Raw genomic sequence first — 16,769 nt, forward strand, 5'->3', positions numbered from 1 at the left:
CCTTACATGTCCCGCGTTACCTTGAGTCGCTATTTGATCGAGCAGACCCGCAGCAACAACACGCCTGCCGATCTGCGCTTCCTTATCGAAGTGGTGGCGCGTGCTTGCAAGGAAATCAGCCACGCCGTGTCCAAAGGCGCACTGGGTGGTGTCCTGGGCAGCATGGGCACTGAAAACGTGCAGGGCGAAGTGCAGAAGAAGCTCGACGTCATCTCCAACGAGATCCTGCTCGAAGCCAATGAATGGGGCGGTCACCTGGCCGGCATGGCGTCCGAAGAAATGGACAATGCCTACCAGATCCCGGGCAAGTACCCGAAAGGCGCGTACCTGCTGGTGTTCGACCCACTGGACGGCTCGTCCAACATCGACATCAACGCTCCCGTCGGCACCATCTTCTCGGTACTGCGTTGCCCTAACGAGTACTTGAGCCAGAACGAGGCCCTGAACGAAAAGGCCTTCCTGCAGCCAGGCACCGAACAGGTCGCGGCGGGTTACGCGATCTACGGCCCGCAGACCATGCTGGTACTGACCCTGGGCGACGGCGTCAAAGGCTTCACCCTGGACCGAGAAATGGGCAGTTTCGTACTGACCCACGAAGACATCACCATTCCTGCGTCCACCCAGGAATTCGCGATCAACATGTCCAACCAGCGCCACTGGGAAGAACCTGTGACCCGCTACGTGGGCGAGTTGATGGCCGGCGAAGAAGGCCCGTTGAAGAAAAACTTTAACATGCGTTGGGTCGCCGCGATGGTGGCCGACGTGCACCGCATCCTGACCCGTGGTGGCTTGTTCATGTACCCACGCGACAGCCGCGAGCCGTCCAAGCCAGGCAAACTGCGCCTGATGTACGAAGCCAACCCGATGTCCTTCCTGGTTGAGCAGGCAGGCGGCGCGTCCACCGACGGCCACCAGCGTATCCTCGACATTCAGCCTGAAGGCCTGCACCAGCGTGTGGCGGTATTCCTGGGTTCGAAAGAAGAAGTTGAGCGTGTGACGGCTTACCACAAGCAGTAAGTTGCGGCGATAAGTGATCGGCGTTTTTGGGCGCCGGTTCACCCTTAAAGAAGCCCCGAAACGTTTCAGCGTTTTCGGGGCTTTTTTGTTTTCGTTCGTCGGGAACCAGAAACCCCTTTTCCCTTCTAAGCTTGTGGCAGACCCCCATTCTGCTTAGTCCCTCCAGGAGTTTTTCCATGTCGTTACGTCGTCTCGCCTTGCTGACCTTTTGCGTGCTGTTGGCCGCTTGCAGCAAGGTCAACCAAGAAAATTACGCGAAGCTTTCCGCTGGCATGCCTAAGGCTGAAGTGGAATCACTGCTGGGTCAGCCGACTGACTGTTCCGGCGCACTGGGCATGTCCAGCTGCACCTGGGGCGATAAAAACAGCTTTATCAGCGTGCAATATGCCGGTGACAAGGTTCTGATGTTTTCCGGGCAAGGCCTGAAGTAAACCGGGGCGAAAGCCTGCGGGAGAAGAAGAATGATCCGTTTTGTTTTGTTCCTTTGCGCCAGCCTGTTTTTGGCGGGCTGCGCCAGCCATTCTGGCGATGATCTGCAACCCAAGACTGCGAACAACGTCAACCTCAAGCGTTATCAGGGCACTTGGTATGAGTTGGCCCGATTGCCGATGTACTTCCAGCGCAACTGCGCGCAGTCCGAAGCCCGCTACACATTGCTGCCTGATGGCGACATGTCGGTGTTCAACCGCTGCCTGACGACCGAGTGGAAGTGGGAAGAAGCCAAGGGCACGGCTACGCCGCAAGTGCCGGGCAAGACTGACAAGCTTTGGGTGGAATTCAATAACTGGTTTACCGCACTGTTGCCGGGCGTTGCCAAGGGCGATTACTGGGTGCTGTATGTCAGCGATGACTACAAGACCGCGATTGTTGGCAGCCCGAGCCGGCGGTACATGTGGATTTTGTCGCGCACGCCTACGGTGAGCGCCGACACTCGCGAAGACCTGTTGAGCAGGGCGCGGCAGCAGGGTTATGACACCACGCGGTTGATCTGGCGCATGTCGGACAAGCAGATGGCGAAGACTTCGCAGTAACCCGAAAACACCGTTTTTCAAATGTGGGAGCTGGCAAGCCAGCTCCCACATGTGTTTTAGGGGGTTATTAACTCAGCAAATCTCTCAAGACTTGGGTGAAGGCCCGGCTACTTTCTTCCTCGCCGGCATGCCGCCCATCCCGCACCACCCACTTCCCGTTCACCAGCACATCACGCACCTGCCGATCCCCACCGGCAAACAACCAGCGATTCAAAATCCCGTCTTCGCTTGCCGTCGCCAGGTACGGATCATTGCCATCCAGTACCAGCCAATCCGCACGTTTACCCACTTCCAATCGGCCAATCGGCTGTCCCAATGCCTGGCCGCCGCCGTCCAGCGCCGCGTCAAACAGCGTGCGACCCACCATCGGTTGATCACTGCGATACAGGCGGTTACGCCTTTGATCGCGCAGGCGCTGGCCATATTCGAGCCAGCGCAATTCCTCCACCACGCTCAGTGACACATGGCTATCGGAACCGATGCCCATGCGTCCGCCTTGGGCGAGAAAATCCACGGCCGGGAAAATCCCGTCACCCAAGTTAGCCTCGGTAGTCATGCACAAACCGGCAATTGCGCGGCTCTTGGCCATGCGCGTGACCTCTTCAAGATCTGCATGCGTGGCATGCACCAGGCACCAGCGTTCATCCACCTCGACATTGTCATACAGCCATTGCAGCGGGCGCTTTCCGCTCCAGGCCAGGCAGTCGTCGACTTCTTTCTGCTGTTCGGCAATGTGGATGTGCACCGGGCACGCCTTGTCGCTGGCGGCCAGCACTGCATGGATTTGCTCGGGCGTGACGGCGCGCAGCGAGTGGAAACACAACCCTAACTGCTGCGCCGGCTGTGCCGCCAGGATCGGTTTCAGCCGCGCCTGCAGGTCCAGATAGTTTTCAGTGCTGTTGATAAACCGCCGCTGGCCTTCATTCGGTGCCTGGCCGCCAAACCCGGAGTGGGTGTAAAGCACAGGCACCAATGTCAGGCCAATGCCACTGCTGGTCGCTGCCTGGCTGATCTGCCGCGACAGCTCCGTGCGGTCGGCATACGGCTGGCCGTTGACATCGTGGTGCACATAGTGAAATTCGGCCACCGAGGTGTAACCGGCCTTGAGCATCTCGATGTACAGCTGGCGCGCGATGACGTGCAATTGCTCCGGACTGATCTTGCCGACCATGCGGTACATCAAATCGCGCCAGGTCCAGAAACTGTCATTCGGGTTTCCGGCCACTTCTGCCAAACCTGCCATTGCGCGCTGGAAAGCGTGGGAGTGCAGGTTCGGCATGCCCGCCAACACCGGGCCTCTCAGCCGTTCCGCAGCGTCTGCGCTGGCATTGGCCTCAACTCTTGTCAGCACCCCATCTGCGCTGACTTCAAGACGTACATCGTTGGCCCATCCATTAGGCAGCAGCGCGCGTTCGGCAAAGAAAGCGGACATGATCAAGGCACCCCAGTCGTGTGTTTATTTGTATATACATATACAGACGTTTGCCTGCTCGGTAAACTCCGGCAATCTATGCATCTTTTTCCCCTGCAAGGATTCCCTGTGCCGACTCCGCCTGCCAAGTCTTCGCTGGCTGCCCACATGGACGAAAGTCCGGCGCCCTTGTATGCCCGCGTCAAACAAATGATCAGCCAGCAGATCCTCCACGGCAACTGGCCGCCTCACTACCGTGTGCCGTCGGAGAGCGAACTGGTCAGCCAGTTGGGTTTCAGCCGCATGACTATCAACCGCGCCCTGCGCGAGCTCACCGCCGAGGGCTTGTTGGTGCGCATGCAGGGCGTCGGTACCTTCGTCGCTGAGCCCAAGAGCCAGTCCGCGCTGTTTGAAGTGCACAATATTGCCGATGAGATCGCTTCTCGCGGTCATCGACACACCTGCCAAGTCATCACCTTGGGCGAAGAAGCTGCCGGTTCCGAGCGCGCCGTCGCGCTGGAAATGCGCGAAGGCGGGCGGGTGTTCCACTCGTTGATCGTGCACTTCGAGAATGATATTCCCGTGCAAATCGAAGACCGTTTCGTCAATGCACTGGTCGCCCCGGAATACCTGCAACAGGATTTCACCCAGCAAACGCCCTACGCCTACTTGAACCAGGTTGCACCGTTGACCGAAGGCGAGCACGTGGTCGAAGCGATCCTCGCTGACGCCGCCGAATGCAAGTTGCTGCAGATCGAGCCCAGCGAACCGTGCCTGTTGATCCGTCGACGCACCTGGTCGGGCCGCCAGCCGGTGACGGCCGCACGTTTGATCCACCCCGGCTCGCGTCACAGCCTGGAAGGACGTTTCAGTAAATGAGTTCCGTAAAAGTCTGGCGCGCTGCCGATTATGTGCGCATGCCCTGGAAAAACGGCGGCGGCAGTACCGAAGAAATTGCCCGTGATGCCGGCGTAGACCTGGATGGCTTTGGCTGGCGCCTGTCGATTGCGGATATTGCGCAATCGGGCGGTTTTTCCATCTTCGCCGGCTACCATCGGGTGATCACCGTGATCAAAGGCGCCGGCATGGTGCTGACCGTGGATGGCGAAGAACAGCGCGGGTTGTTACCGCTGCAACCTTTTGCGTTCAAGGGTGACAGCCAGGTGGAGTGCCGATTGATCACAGGGCCCATCCGCGATTTCAACCTGATCTATTCGCCGCAGCGTTACCACGCGCGGCTGCAATGGACCGACGGTGTGCAGCGTTTCTTCAGTACGGCGCAGACGGTGTTGGTGTTCAGCGTTGCCGATGAGGTGAAGGTGCTGGACGAGAAATTGGGGCATCACGATTGCCTGCAAATCGACGGTAACACTGGCCTATTGGATATTTCCGTCGCCGGCCGTAGCTGCATCATCGAACTGACCGCACGCGGTTAAAAAATGTGGGGGCTGGCTTGCCAGCTCCCACAATTGTTTTGTGGGGAACATTAAATCTGTTTCCAGTCTCTGCACCAGTTTGTTACTGAATGCCCCAGCGTGGCGCAGAACTACATTGTCGTGACAAACCTCCCTCGCAGCAAAAGCCTTCCGTAAGAAATTTCATCAAGCCTATAAGGCTTAATTTCCAAGGCTCGAGCACGCATCACCAAAAATTCTCGACAGCTCTCTTAGAAAGTTGGCCGCTTGATTGCATATGCTTGTATGTACAAGTAAAGGTGTGTGCGTAAGAGCCCACTTCGCACCAACAAAGTATGCGCATCAATCGCCGAGGAGTTTTTTGTGACTAAGCCAACCAAGTACCGTGACGTAGAAATCCGCGCCGCCCACGGTAACAAGCTCACCGCCAAAAGCTGGCTGACTGAAGCGCCGCTGCGCATGCTGATGAACAACCTCGACCCACAAGTGGCCGAGAACCCTAAAGAACTGGTGGTATACGGCGGTATCGGCCGTGCGGCGCGTAACTGGGAGTGCTATGACCAGATCGTCGAGAGCCTCACCAACCTGAATGATGACGAAACCCTGCTGGTGCAATCCGGCAAGCCGGTTGGCGTGTTCAAGACCCACAGCAACGCCCCGCGCGTGCTGATCGCCAACTCCAACCTGGTGCCGCACTGGGCCAGTTGGGAACACTTCAACGAGTTGGATGCCAAGGGCCTGGCCATGTACGGCCAGATGACCGCCGGCAGCTGGATCTACATCGGTAGCCAGGGCATCGTCCAAGGCACCTACGAAACCTTCGTCGAAGCCGGTCGCCAGCATTACAACAGCGACCTGACCGGCCGTTGGGTCCTCACCGCCGGCCTCGGCGGCATGGGCGGCGCGCAACCACTGGCTGCAACCCTGGCCGGCGCGTGCTCGCTGAACATCGAGTGCCAGCAGGTCAGCATCGATTTCCGCCTCAGCAGCCGCTATGTCGACGAGCAAGCCACAGACCTCGACGACGCCCTGGCGCGCATCGCCAAATACACCCAGGAAGGCAAGGCTATCTCCATCGCCCTGTTGGGTAACGCCGCAGAGATCCTGCCTGAACTGGTCAAGCGTGGCGTGCGCCCGGACATGGTCACCGACCAGACCAGCGCCCACGACCCACTCAACGGCTACCTGCCGGCCGGCTGGACCTGGGACGAATACCGCGCCCGCGCCAAGACCGAACCGGCTGCCGTAATCAAGGCCGCCAAGCAGTCGATGGCCGTGCACGTCAAAGCCATGCTGGAATTCCAGAAACAAGGCATCCCGACCTTCGACTACGGCAACAACATCCGCCAGATGGCCCAGGAAGAAGGCGTAGAAAATGCCTTCGATTTCCCAGGTTTTGTACCGGCGTACATCCGCCCACTGTTCTGCCGTGGCATCGGCCCGTTCCGTTGGGCTGCACTGTCCGGCGACCCGCAAGACATCTACAAGACCGACGCCAAAGTCAAAGAGCTGATCCCCGACGACGCGCACCTGCACAACTGGCTGGACATGGCCCGCGAGCGCATCAGCTTCCAGGGCCTGCCGGCGCGTATCTGCTGGGTTGGGCTGGGCCAGCGCGCCAAGCTCGGCCTGGCGTTCAACGAAATGGTACGCAGCGGCGAGCTGTCGGCACCGGTGGTGATTGGTCGTGACCACCTCGATTCCGGCTCGGTCGCCAGCCCGAACCGCGAAACTGAAGCCATGCAGGACGGTTCCGACGCCGTGTCCGACTGGCCGCTGCTCAACGCCTTGCTCAACACTGCCAGTGGCGCGACCTGGGTTTCGCTGCACCACGGCGGCGGCGTGGGCATGGGCTTCTCCCAGCACTCCGGCATGGTCATCGTCTGCGACGGTACCGACGAAGCGGCTGAGCGGATCGCCCGCGTGCTGCATAACGACCCGGCCACCGGGGTGATGCGTCATGCGGATGCGGGTTACCAGATCGCGATCGACTGCGCCAAGGAGCAGGGCCTCAATCTCCCGATGATCAAATAACCCATGTGGGAGCGGGCAAGCCAGCTCCCACAAAAAAGCGGTTTTACACAGGCTTTATGAACAATCCATCAGAGGTTGAACATCCATGGTTGCAAATGACGCACGTGCAAGCACCACCCCGTTGATCGAAAGGCGTTCGATCGACTACATCCCGGAAGCGGAAAGACACGGTCGTCTATTGAGCCAGTTCACCCTGTGGATGGGTGCCAACCTGCAAATCACCGCCATTGTCACCGGGGCCCTGGCCGTGGTGCTGGGCGGTGATGTGTTCTGGTCGTTGATCGGTTTGCTGATAGGCCAACTGATTGGCGGCGGCGTGATGGCGCTGCATGCGGCGCAAGGGCCCAAGCTGGGCCTGCCGCAGATGATCTCCAGCCGGGTGCAGTTCGGTGTGTATGGCGCGGCTATTCCGATTGTGCTGGTCTGTTTGATGTACCTCGGTTTTACCGCCACCGGCACCGTGCTGTCCGGTCAGGCGCTGGGCCAGTTGTTCGGTGTCAGCGACAGCGTCGGGATCCTGATCTTCGCCAGTGTCATCGTGCTGGTCACGGTGCTGGGTTACCGGGTGATCCATTTCATTGGGCGTGTCGCCAGCGTCATTGGGGTGATTGCCTTTATCTACCTGTTCAGCCGTCTGATAGGCCAGACCGACGTTGGCGCGCTCCTGCAAATCCGCCACTTCAGCTGGAGCAGCTTCCTGCTGGCGGTGTCGCTCGCGGCCTCCTGGCAGATCGCCTTCGGCCCTTATGTGGCTGACTATTCACGCTATCTGCCGAGCAAGACGTCTTCGGTGAAGACATTTTTCGCGGCTGGCGCGGGGTCGGTGATTGGGGCACAGGTGGCGATGACCCTTGGCGTGTTTGCCGCGGCCATGTCCAATGGGCAATTTGCCGGTCACGAAGTGGCCTACATCGTGGGGTTGAGCGGTACCGGCGCCACCGCTGCGCTGCTGTATTTCAGCATCGCGTTCGGCAAGGTCACCATCTCCACGCTGAACTCCTACGGCAGCTTCATGTGCATCGCGACCATCATCAGCGGCTTGCGTGGCCGCCTGGAGGTCACGCGCCTGCAGCGTCTGGTGTTTGTGCTGGTGATTGTCGGTACGGCGACCCTGATCGCGTTGCTCGGTCAGCACTCATTCCTCGGCGCGTTCAAGTCTTTCATCCTGTTCCTGCTGGCGTTCTTTACGCCATGGAGCGCGATCAACCTGGTCGACTACTACTGCATTACCCGCGAGCGCTATGACGTGCCGGCGCTGGCCGACCCTAACGGTCGCTACGGCCGTTGGAACCTGCTCGGTATCAGCGTGTATGTGTTCGGCGTGCTGGTGCAGTTGCCATTTATCTCCACCCAGTTCTTCACAGGTCCGCTGGTGGCTGCGCTGGGTGATGTGGATATCTCTTGGATCATCGGGCTGGTGCTTCCCGCAGCCTTGTACTACGTGTGTGCGAAAAAATGGCACGGCACGGTGCCCAATCAATTGATCCTGCCAGTAGAGCAGGGCGCCATACCAACAACAAACGGGCTGGCTGCACAAGCCTGATGGGACGTGGACAGGGCAGGACGCCTACTGACTGCCGTAATCCATTTCAAAATTGGGAGCGTCACAACAATGAAAATGCATAAGACCTTGTTGGCCACACTGTTCTCTGCGGGCGTGCTGGCGAGCGTTGGCGCCCAGGCGGCGGGCTGGTGCGAATCCGGCAAACCGGTGAAATTCGCCGGCCTGAACTGGGAAAGCGGCATGTTGCTTACTGACATCCTGCAAACCGTGTTGGAAAAAGGCTACGACTGCAAAACCGACAGCCTGCCAGGCAACTCCATCACCATGGAAAACGCCCTGAGCAGCAATGATATCCAAGTGTTTGCCGAAGAGTGGGTCGGCCGCAGCGAGGTCTGGAACAAGGCCGAGAAGGCCGGCAAAGTCGTCGGTGTCGGCGCGCCTGTTGTCGGTGCTATCGAAGGCTGGTACGTGCCGCGCTATGTGATCGAAGGCGACGCCAAGCGCAAGCTGGAAGCCAAGGCCCCGGGCTTGAAAACCATCGCCGACCTGGCCAAGTACGCCTCGGTGTTCAAGGACCAGGAAGAACCGTCCAAGGGTCGCTTCTACAACTGCCCGGCTGGCTGGACCTGCGAGCTGGACAACAGCGAAATGCTCAAGAGCTATGGCCTGGAAAGCACCTACACCAACTTCCGCCCAGGCACCGGCCCGGCGCTGGATGCGGCGGTGCTGTCGAGCTACAAGCGTGGCGAACCGATCCTGTTTTACTACTGGTCGCCGACCCCGCTGATGGGCCAGGTCGACCTGGTCAAGCTGGAAGAAAAACCCGGCGTGGATAAGAGCGTGAGCATCAAGGTCGGCCTGTCCAAGGCTTTCCACGAGCAAGCGCCGGAACTGGTGGCCGTGCTGGAAAAGGTCAACCTGCCGATCGACCTGCTGAACCAGAACCTGGGTCGTATGGCCAAGGAGCGAATTGAGTCGCCGAAACTGGCGAAAATATTCCTCAAGGAACATCCTGAAGTCTGGCATGCGTGGGTGAGCGAAGACGCAGCCAAGAAAATCGACGCGGCCTTGTAGGTCAAGCCTGTCCGGCTACCCTAAGGGGCTGGTCGGACAGCCGGCCACAACCCATTGGATCGAGAGCACGCTATGTTTCCTGAGAGTTTTACGTTTTCCATCGCCGACTGGGTCAACGGTTGGGTGGATTCATTGGTCACCAACTACGGTGATGTGTTCCGGCACATTTCCGATACCCTGCTGTGGGCCATCGTCAACCTGGAAGGGATGCTGCGTGCGGCGCCCTGGTGGTTGATGCTGACGATCGTCGGTGCGCTGGCCTGGCACGCCACGCGCAAGGTGGTGACCACGGCGGTTATCGTCGGTTTGCTGTTCCTGGTGGGCGCGGTTGGCCTGTGGGACAAGCTGATGCAAACCCTCGCATTGATGATGGTCGCCACCGTGATCTCGGTGTTGATCGGCATTCCGCTGGGCATTCTGTCGGCGCGCAGCAATCGCCTGCGTTCGGTGCTGATGCCGCTGCTCGACATCATGCAAACCATGCCGAGTTTCGTGTACTTGATCCCGGTGCTGATGCTGTTCGGCCTGGGCAAGGTCCCGGCGATTTTCGCCACGGTGATCTACGCCGTGCCGCCGTTGATTCGCCTGACCGACTTAGGCATTCGCCAGGTCGACGGCGAAGTCATGGAAGCCATCAACGCCTTTGGTGCCAACCGCTGGCAGCAACTGTTCGGCGTGCAACTGCCGCTGGCATTGCCCAGCATCATGGCCGGGATCAACCAGACCACGATGATGGCGTTGTCGATGGTGGTCATCGCCTCGATGATCGGCGCCCGTGGCTTGGGTGAAGACGTGCTCGTCGGCATCCAGACCCTCAACGTTGGCCGTGGTCTTGAAGCCGGGCTGGCGATCGTGATTCTCGCAGTGGTCATCGACCGCATTACCCAGGCCTATGGTCGTCCACGGCATGAGGCGAGCAAATGACTACTGTCAGCAAAATCGAAGTTAAAAACGTCTTCAAGATCTTCGGCAACCGATCCAAGGAGGCCTTGGCGATGGTTGGGCAGGGCAAGACCAAGGATCAGGTCCTGGCTGAGACCGGCTGCGTGGTCGGCGTGAATGACCTGTCGCTGAGCATCGGCACTGGCGAGATCTTCGTGATCATGGGCCTGTCGGGTTCCGGCAAATCCACGTTGGTGCGCCACTTCAACCGCCTGATCGACCCTACCAGCGGCGCGATCCTGGTGGACGGCGAAGACATTCTGAAACTGGACATGGAAGCCCTGCGCCAATTCCGTCGGCACAAGATCAGCATGGTGTTCCAGAGCTTCGGCCTGCTGCCGCACAAGAGCGTGCTCGACAACGTTGCCTACGGCCTGAAAGTGCGTGGCGAAACCAAGCAGGTGTGCGCCGAGCGCGCCTTGCACTGGATCGAAACCGTGGGCCTCAAAGGCTACGAAAATAAATACCCGCACCAGCTTTCCGGCGGCATGCGCCAGCGCGTCGGCCTGGCCCGTGCATTGGCGGCTGACACCGACATCATCCTGATGGATGAAGCCTTCAGCGCTCTCGACCCGCTTATCCGCGCCGAGATGCAAGACCAACTGCTGGAACTGCAAAAGACCTTGCACAAGACCATCGTGTTCATCACCCACGACCTCGACGAAGCCGTGCGCATAGGCAACCGCATTGCGATCCTCAAGGACGGCAAGCTGATCCAGGTCGGCACCCCGCGCGAGATTTTGCATTCGCCGGCGGATGAGTATGTGGATCGGTTTGTTCAGCGGCGGGCGGCGGTGGTCTGACCCGGGTTTTGTGGTGAGTTGGCCGGCCTCTTCGCGAGCAAGCCCGCTCCCACAGGGGGAACGCATTCCAAATGTGGGAGCGGGCTTGCCCGCGAAGAGGCCGGCAAAGCTGCACAAGAATGAAGAAGGTATGAAGATGTCCCAGGCAACAAAAATCACCATCGCCGATACGCCATTGCGCTGGCAAGACATAGTCGCCGTTGCCCGCCACGGCGCGATGCTTGAGCTGTCGGGCCAAGCCTGGGCGCGCATCGACAATGCCCAGGCCATCGTGCAGCGCATCGTTACCAGCGGCGAGCGCGCCTATGGGGTGAGCACCGGCCTGGGCGCACTGTGCAATGTGTCGCTCAAGGGCGAACAACTCAGCCAACTGTCGCGCAATACCCTGCTCAGCCATGCCTGTGGCGTCGGCCCGGTGCTCAGCGATGAACAGACGCGCGCGATCATCTGTGCCGCCCTCATCAACTACAGCCACGGCAAGTCCGGCCTGCATCCGCAGGTGGTGCATTCGCTGCTGGCGTTGCTCAACCACGGCATCACACCGCAAGTGCCGTCCCAGGGTTCGGTGGGTTACCTGACCCATATGGCCCACGTCGGTGTGGCCTTGCTGGGTGTTGGCACGGTGAGTTATCGCGGCCAGATCGTCTCGGCGCAAGAAGCCCTGGCGGCTGAACGTTTGCAGCCGGTGGTGCTTGGCGCCAAGGACGGCCTGTGCCTGGTCAACGGCACGCCATGCATGACCGGGCTGAGCTGCCTGACCCTGGCCGACGCGCATCACTTGCTGCAATGGGCCGACGTGATCGGTGCCATGAGCTTCGAAGCCCAGCGCGGTCAGATCGATGCCTTCGATGAAGAAATCATCGCGCTCAAGCCGCACCCTGGCATGCAACACGTGGGTATCAACCTGCGCGCCTTGCTCGATGGCAGTGAAGTGATTGCCAGCAGCCAAGGCATTCGCACCCAGGACGCGCTGAGCATCCGCTCAATCCCGCAAATCCACGGCGCGGCGCGCGACCAGGTGGAGCACGCCACGCGGCAGATTGAGACTGAACTCAACAGCGCCACCGACAACCCGCTGCTGCTCGGCACGCCGGACCACTACCGCGTGGTGTCCCAGGCCAATCCTCACGGCCAATCCGTCGCATTGGCGGCAGACATGCTCGCCATCGCCATGGCCGAAATCGGTTCGGTGGCCGAACGCCGCCTGGATCGCCTTATTAACCCGCACGTCAGTGGCTTGCCGGCGTTCCTGGTCAGCAACCCGGGAGTCAACTCCGGGATGATGATCGTGCAGTACGTCGCCGCCTCGCTGTGCGGGCAAAACCGCCAACTGGCGCAACCGGCGGTGCTCGACAACTTCGTCACCTCGGGCCTGCAGGAAGACCACCTGAGCATGGGCACCAACGCCGCGCTCAAGCTGCACCAAGTGTTGGCCAACGTGACGCAGATCCTCGCCATCGAGTACTTGCTGGCGGCCCAGGCGTTTGAGTTCCTCAAAGACCAGCGTTTCGGTGCAGGCACTGACCGCGCCTGGCGCCTGCTGCGTGACGTTGTACCTGCTTATGAGCAGGACCGTTGGCTGGCGCCGGATATTGCGAGCGCTGCCCAGCTGATCAAAGACACCGCTTTCCCTAATTTGCACTGAACACGTTATTCAAAAGAACAATTCACAAGGAGTATGAATGTGACTGCGCTAAATCTGATTCCAGGCCAACTGAGCCTTGCCCAAGTGCGGGCCATCTACCAGCAGCCGGTAGCCCTCAGCCTGGATGACAGCGCCTCGGCCCAGATCGAAGCCAGCGTTGCCTGCGTGGAGCAGATTCTCGCCGAGAACCGCACCGCCTATGGCATCAACACCGGCTTCGGCCTGCTCGCCTCGACCCGCATCGCCAGCGAAGACTTGGAAAACCTCCAGCGCTCCCTGGTGCTGTCCCATGCCGCCGGTGTGGGTGAGCCGATCAGCGATGCGCTGGTGCGGCTGGTCATGGTGCTCAAGGTCAACAGCCTGAGCCGTGGGTTCTCTGGCATTCGTCGCCAGGTGATCGACGCGCTGATCGCGCTGATCAACGCCGAGGTGTACCCGCATATTCCGTTGAAAGGCTCGGTCGGTGCTTCCGGTGACCTGGCGCCGTTGGCGCACATGTCCCTGGTGCTGCTGGGCGAAGGCAAGGCGCGCTACAAAGGCGAATGGCTGGAAGCCACCGACGCGCTGAAAGTCGCCGGCCTCACGCCGTTGACCCTCGCCGCCAAAGAAGGCCTGGCGTTGCTCAACGGCACTCAGGTGTCCACCGCCTATGCCTTGCGTGGTCTGTTCGAAGGCGAAGACCTGTTCGCCGGCGCCCTCGCGTGCGGCGCCCTCACGGTGGAAGCGGTACTCGGTTCGCGCTCGCCGTTCGACGCACGTATTCATGCCGCACGTGGCCAGCGTGGGCAGATCGATTCAGCAGCGGCCTACCGTGACCTGCTGGGCGAAAACAGCCAGGTCTCTCAGTCGCACCAGAACTGCGACAAGGTGCAGGACCCGTACTCCCTGCGCTGCCAGCCACAAGTCATGGGCGCCTGCCTGACCCAGTTCCGCCAGGCCGCCGAAGTGCTGGTGGTGGAAGCCAACGCGGTGTCGGATAACCCGCTGGTGTTTGCCGCTGAAGGCGATGTGATTTCCGGCGGTAACTTCCACGCCGAACCCGTGGCCATGGCCGCTGACAACATGGCGCTGGCGATCGCTGAAATCGGTTCCCTGAGCGAGCGCCGTATCTCGCTGATGATGGACAAGCACATGTCGCAATTGCCGCCGTTCCTGGTGGGCAATGGTGGGGTCAACTCGGGCTTCATGATCGCTCAAGTCACTGCCGCCGCACTCGCCAGCGAGAACAAGGCGCTGGCTCACCCGCACAGTGTCGACAGCCTGCCGACTTCAGCCAACCAGGAAGACCATGTGTCAATGGCGCCTGCTGCCGGCAAGCGTCTGTGGGAAATGGCCGAGAACACCCGTGGCGTTCTGGCGGTTGAGTGGCTGGCGGCGTGCCAGGGGCTGGACCTGCGCGAAGGCCTGAAAACTTCGCCGAAGTTAGAAAAGGCGCGCGGCATTCTGCGCGAGAAAGTGGCGTTTTATGAAAAAGACCGCTTCTTTGCGCCGGACATCAATGCCGCCAGCGAACTGCTCGCCAGCCGTTGCCTGAATGAGTTGGTACCGGCCAACCTGCTGCCGAGCCTTTAAGCGCGACACCGGCCCCTTGTGGGCGCTGGCTTGCCTGCGATAGCAATCTGTCAGTTGATACATGTGTGACTGATACACCGCCAGCAAGGGCAGGCGCCCAAGGTCCATTACGACGCGGCTTTGTCTCATCGATAACTTAGGGAGGCGTTGATGAAAACGCTCTGGCAACACTGCCACGTCGCAACCATGGCCCAGGGCAAGTACTCGATCATCGAGGATGCCGCCATGGTGACTGCCGGTTCACTCATCCAGTGGATCGGCCCCCGCAGCCAGGTATCCACGGCGGATTACGCCCAGGTGCATGACCTGCAAGGCGCGTGGGTCACCCCCGGGCTGATCGACTGCCATACCCACACGGTGTTTGGCGGTAACCGTAGCGGCGAATTCGAGCAGCGCCTCGAAGGCGTGAGCTACGCCGAAATCGCGGCCAAGGGCGGTGGCATTGCCAGCACCGTGCGCGCTACCCGTGCCGCGACCGAGGATGAACTGTTTGCCAGCGCCCACAAGCGCTTGCGCAGTTTGCTGCGCGACGGCGTCACTACGGTAGAGATCAAGTCCGGCTATGGCCTGGACTTGGTCAACGAACGCAAAATGCTGCGGGTCGCCCGTCGCCTTGGCGAAGCGCTGCCGGTCAGCGTGCGTGCCACGTGCCTGGCGGCTCATGCGTTGCCGCCGGAGTACAAGGACCGCGCCGACGACTACATCGACCACATCTGCGCCGAGATGCTGCCGGCCTTGGCGGCAGAAGGGCTGGTGGATGCGGTGGATGCGTTCTGCGAATACCTGGCGTTTTCCACCGAGCAGGTGGAGCGCGTGTTCAAAGTCGCCCAGCAACTGGGCCTGCCGGTGAAGCTGCACGCCGAGCAACTCTCGTCGCTGCACGGCTCCAGCCTGGCTGCGCGTTACCACGCGTTGTCGGCGGACCACCTGGAGTTCATGACCGAAGAAGACGCCATCGCCATGGCCGCCTCTGGCACCGTCGCGGTATTGCTGCCAGGCGCGTTCTACTTCCTGCGTGAAACCCAATTGCCGCCCATGGAGGCCCTGCGCAAGCACGGTGTGAAAATGGCCATCGCCAGCGACCTCAACCCCGGCACCTCGCCGGCGCTGTCGGTGCGCTTGATGCTGAATATGGCCTGCACGCTGTTTCGCATGACCCCTGAAGAAGCGTTGGCCGGCGCCACGCAACACGCGGCCACCGCATTGGGCATGGGTGACACCCATGGTTCCCTGGAAGCGGGCAAGGTCGCGGATTTTGTTGCCTGGCAGATTGATCGTCCCGCCGACCTGGCTTACTGGCTGGGCGGCGAGCTGGATAAACGCGTCGTGCGCCATGGCGTCGATGTCACTGTCTGAGGAGTGTTGCTGTGGATAAGGTTCTGAACTTCAAACAAGGCCGCGTGCCGCTGCTGATCAGCATGCCCCACGCCGGCCTGCGCCTGACGCCCGCCGTGGAGGCCGGATTGATCCCCGAGGCGCAAAGCCTGCCGGATACCGATTGGCACATCCCCACGCTTTATGACTTTGCCGAAGAGCTGGGCGCCAGCACCCTGGCGGCGGAGTACTCGCGGTTTGTCATCGATTTGAACCGGCCGTCCGACGACAAGCCGTTGTACGTGGGCGCCACCACCGGCCTGTACCCGGCGACGCTGTTTGATGGCGTGTCATTGTTCCGCGAAGGGTTGGAACCGAGCGAGGCGGAGCGCGCCAGTTACCTGCAAAAGGTCTGGGGCCCGTATCACCGCACGCTGCAAGAGGAGCTGGCGCGACTCAAGGCCAAGTTCGGCTACGCCTTGCTGTTTGATGCGCACTCGATTCGCTCGGTCATCCCGCACCTGTTCGATGGCAAGCTGCCGGACTTCAACCTCGGCACGTTCAACGGTGCTGCCTGTGATCCCGAGCTGGCCAGCCAGTTGGAAGCCATCTGCGCCCAACATCCGCAATACACCCATGTACTCAATGGGCGTTTCAAGGGCGGGCATATCACTCGGCATTACGGGGATCCGGCGCAGGATATTCATGCGGTGCAGTTGGAGTTGTGCCAGAGCACCTATATGGAGGAGTTCGAACCGTTCCGCTATCGCCCGGATCTGGCCGAGCCGACGCGCGTTGTACTGAAGCAATTGCTGGAAGGGTTCCTGGCTTGGGGGCCAGCGCATTACCGGTAAATTTTCGGTGCTGCAGCGATAGCCTTCGCGAGCAAGCCCGCTCCCACATTTTGACCGCATTTTTATGCTGCAACTCGGTCAACCTGCGGGCTTGCTCGCGAAGGCGGCCTTACAGTCGCCGCAGTGCAATTGCCGGTCGCCACAGGTCGTGTC

At 60.5% G+C, this 16,769-nt stretch carries 15 protein-coding genes; 14 read left to right on the plus strand and 1 reads right to left on the minus strand.

Annotation, left to right across the window (positions count from 1 at the left end):
• Positions 1 to 6 precede the first annotated feature (6 nt).
• The 3 genes from AACY52_RS09515 (at position 7) to AACY52_RS09525 (ending at position 2,048) form a co-directional block, all read left to right on the plus strand.
• Positions 7 to 1,017 carry a class 1 fructose-bisphosphatase gene (locus tag AACY52_RS09515; protein WP_057008551.1) on the plus strand — a complete coding sequence of 337 codons (1,011 nt, stop codon included), beginning with the start codon at positions 7 to 9 and terminating at the stop codon, positions 1,015 to 1,017.
• Positions 1,018 to 1,193: 176 nt separating this feature from the next.
• Positions 1,194 to 1,448: a lipoprotein gene (locus AACY52_RS09520; protein WP_049710452.1), complete on the plus strand. Its 255-nt coding sequence runs from the start codon at positions 1,194 to 1,196 to the stop codon at positions 1,446 to 1,448.
• A gap of 30 nt (positions 1,449 to 1,478) precedes the next feature.
• Positions 1,479 to 2,048 carry a lipocalin family protein gene (locus tag AACY52_RS09525; protein ID WP_339427297.1) on the plus strand — a complete coding sequence of 190 codons (570 nt, stop codon included), beginning with the start codon at positions 1,479 to 1,481 and terminating at the stop codon, positions 2,046 to 2,048.
• A gap of 67 nt (positions 2,049 to 2,115) precedes the next feature.
• On the opposite strand, the gene AACY52_RS09530 is transcribed toward AACY52_RS09525, so the two are convergent.
• Positions 2,116 to 3,480, minus strand: a complete 1,365-nt coding sequence (locus AACY52_RS09530) for a formimidoylglutamate deiminase (RefSeq protein ID WP_339560442.1) — start codon at positions 3,478 to 3,480, stop codon at positions 2,116 to 2,118.
• Between the two features lie 147 nt (positions 3,481 to 3,627).
• Between AACY52_RS09530 and hutC the strand changes: the two genes are divergently transcribed.
• The 11 genes from hutC to hutG all read left to right on the plus strand — a co-directional run bounded on the left by hutC (position 3,628) and on the right by hutG (position 16,616).
• Entirely contained in the window at positions 3,628 to 4,338 is a 711-nt protein-coding gene (gene hutC / locus AACY52_RS09535) for a histidine utilization repressor (protein WP_339427383.1), read from the plus strand.
• Positions 4,335 to 4,895 (plus strand): HutD family protein, encoded by a 561-nt coding sequence (locus tag AACY52_RS09540; RefSeq protein ID WP_339415511.1) that lies wholly within the window; start codon positions 4,335 to 4,337, stop codon positions 4,893 to 4,895. Before hutC ends, AACY52_RS09540 begins: the two co-directional genes overlap by 4 nt.
• Before the next feature lie 342 nt (positions 4,896 to 5,237).
• Positions 5,238 to 6,908: a urocanate hydratase gene (gene hutU, locus AACY52_RS09545; protein WP_339427295.1), complete on the plus strand. Its 1,671-nt coding sequence runs from the start codon at positions 5,238 to 5,240 to the stop codon at positions 6,906 to 6,908.
• Positions 6,909 to 6,993: 85 nt separating this feature from the next.
• On the plus strand, positions 6,994 to 8,451 hold the full coding sequence (locus AACY52_RS09550; protein WP_339427294.1) for a cytosine permease: 1,458 nt from the start codon (positions 6,994 to 6,996) through the stop codon (positions 8,449 to 8,451).
• Between the two features lie 69 nt (positions 8,452 to 8,520).
• A complete protein-coding gene (locus tag AACY52_RS09555) occupies positions 8,521 to 9,486 on the plus strand; it encodes an ABC transporter substrate-binding protein (RefSeq protein ID WP_339427293.1) in 966 nt (321 codons plus the stop codon).
• A 72-nt stretch (positions 9,487 to 9,558) separates the two neighbouring features.
• Entirely contained in the window at positions 9,559 to 10,410 is an 852-nt protein-coding gene (locus AACY52_RS09560) for a proline/glycine betaine ABC transporter permease (protein WP_339415515.1), read from the plus strand.
• A complete protein-coding gene (locus tag AACY52_RS09565) occupies positions 10,407 to 11,231 on the plus strand; it encodes a glycine betaine/L-proline ABC transporter ATP-binding protein (RefSeq protein WP_339415516.1) in 825 nt (274 codons plus the stop codon). Before AACY52_RS09560 ends, AACY52_RS09565 begins: the two co-directional genes overlap by 4 nt.
• A 136-nt stretch (positions 11,232 to 11,367) precedes the next feature.
• Complete coding sequence (hutH, locus tag AACY52_RS09570) at positions 11,368 to 12,876, plus strand: histidine ammonia-lyase (RefSeq protein ID WP_339427382.1); 1,509 nt, start codon at positions 11,368 to 11,370, stop codon at positions 12,874 to 12,876.
• A gap of 33 nt (positions 12,877 to 12,909) precedes the next feature.
• Positions 12,910 to 14,448, plus strand: a complete 1,539-nt coding sequence (hutH, locus tag AACY52_RS09575) for a histidine ammonia-lyase (RefSeq protein ID WP_339560443.1) — start codon at positions 12,910 to 12,912, stop codon at positions 14,446 to 14,448.
• A gap of 150 nt (positions 14,449 to 14,598) precedes the next feature.
• Positions 14,599 to 15,804: an imidazolonepropionase gene (gene hutI, locus AACY52_RS09580; protein ID WP_339560444.1), complete on the plus strand. Its 1,206-nt coding sequence runs from the start codon at positions 14,599 to 14,601 to the stop codon at positions 15,802 to 15,804.
• A gap of 11 nt (positions 15,805 to 15,815) precedes the next feature.
• Positions 15,816 to 16,616, plus strand: coding sequence for an N-formylglutamate deformylase (gene hutG, locus AACY52_RS09585; protein WP_339427291.1), 801 nt, complete (start codon positions 15,816 to 15,818; stop codon positions 16,614 to 16,616).
• Positions 16,617 to 16,769 lie beyond the last annotated feature (153 nt).

Origin of the sequence: Pseudomonas sp. EA_65y_Pfl1_P113 (assembly GCF_963970525.1) — a bacterium.
Classification (GTDB): domain Bacteria; phylum Pseudomonadota; class Gammaproteobacteria; order Pseudomonadales; family Pseudomonadaceae; genus Aquipseudomonas; species Aquipseudomonas tritici.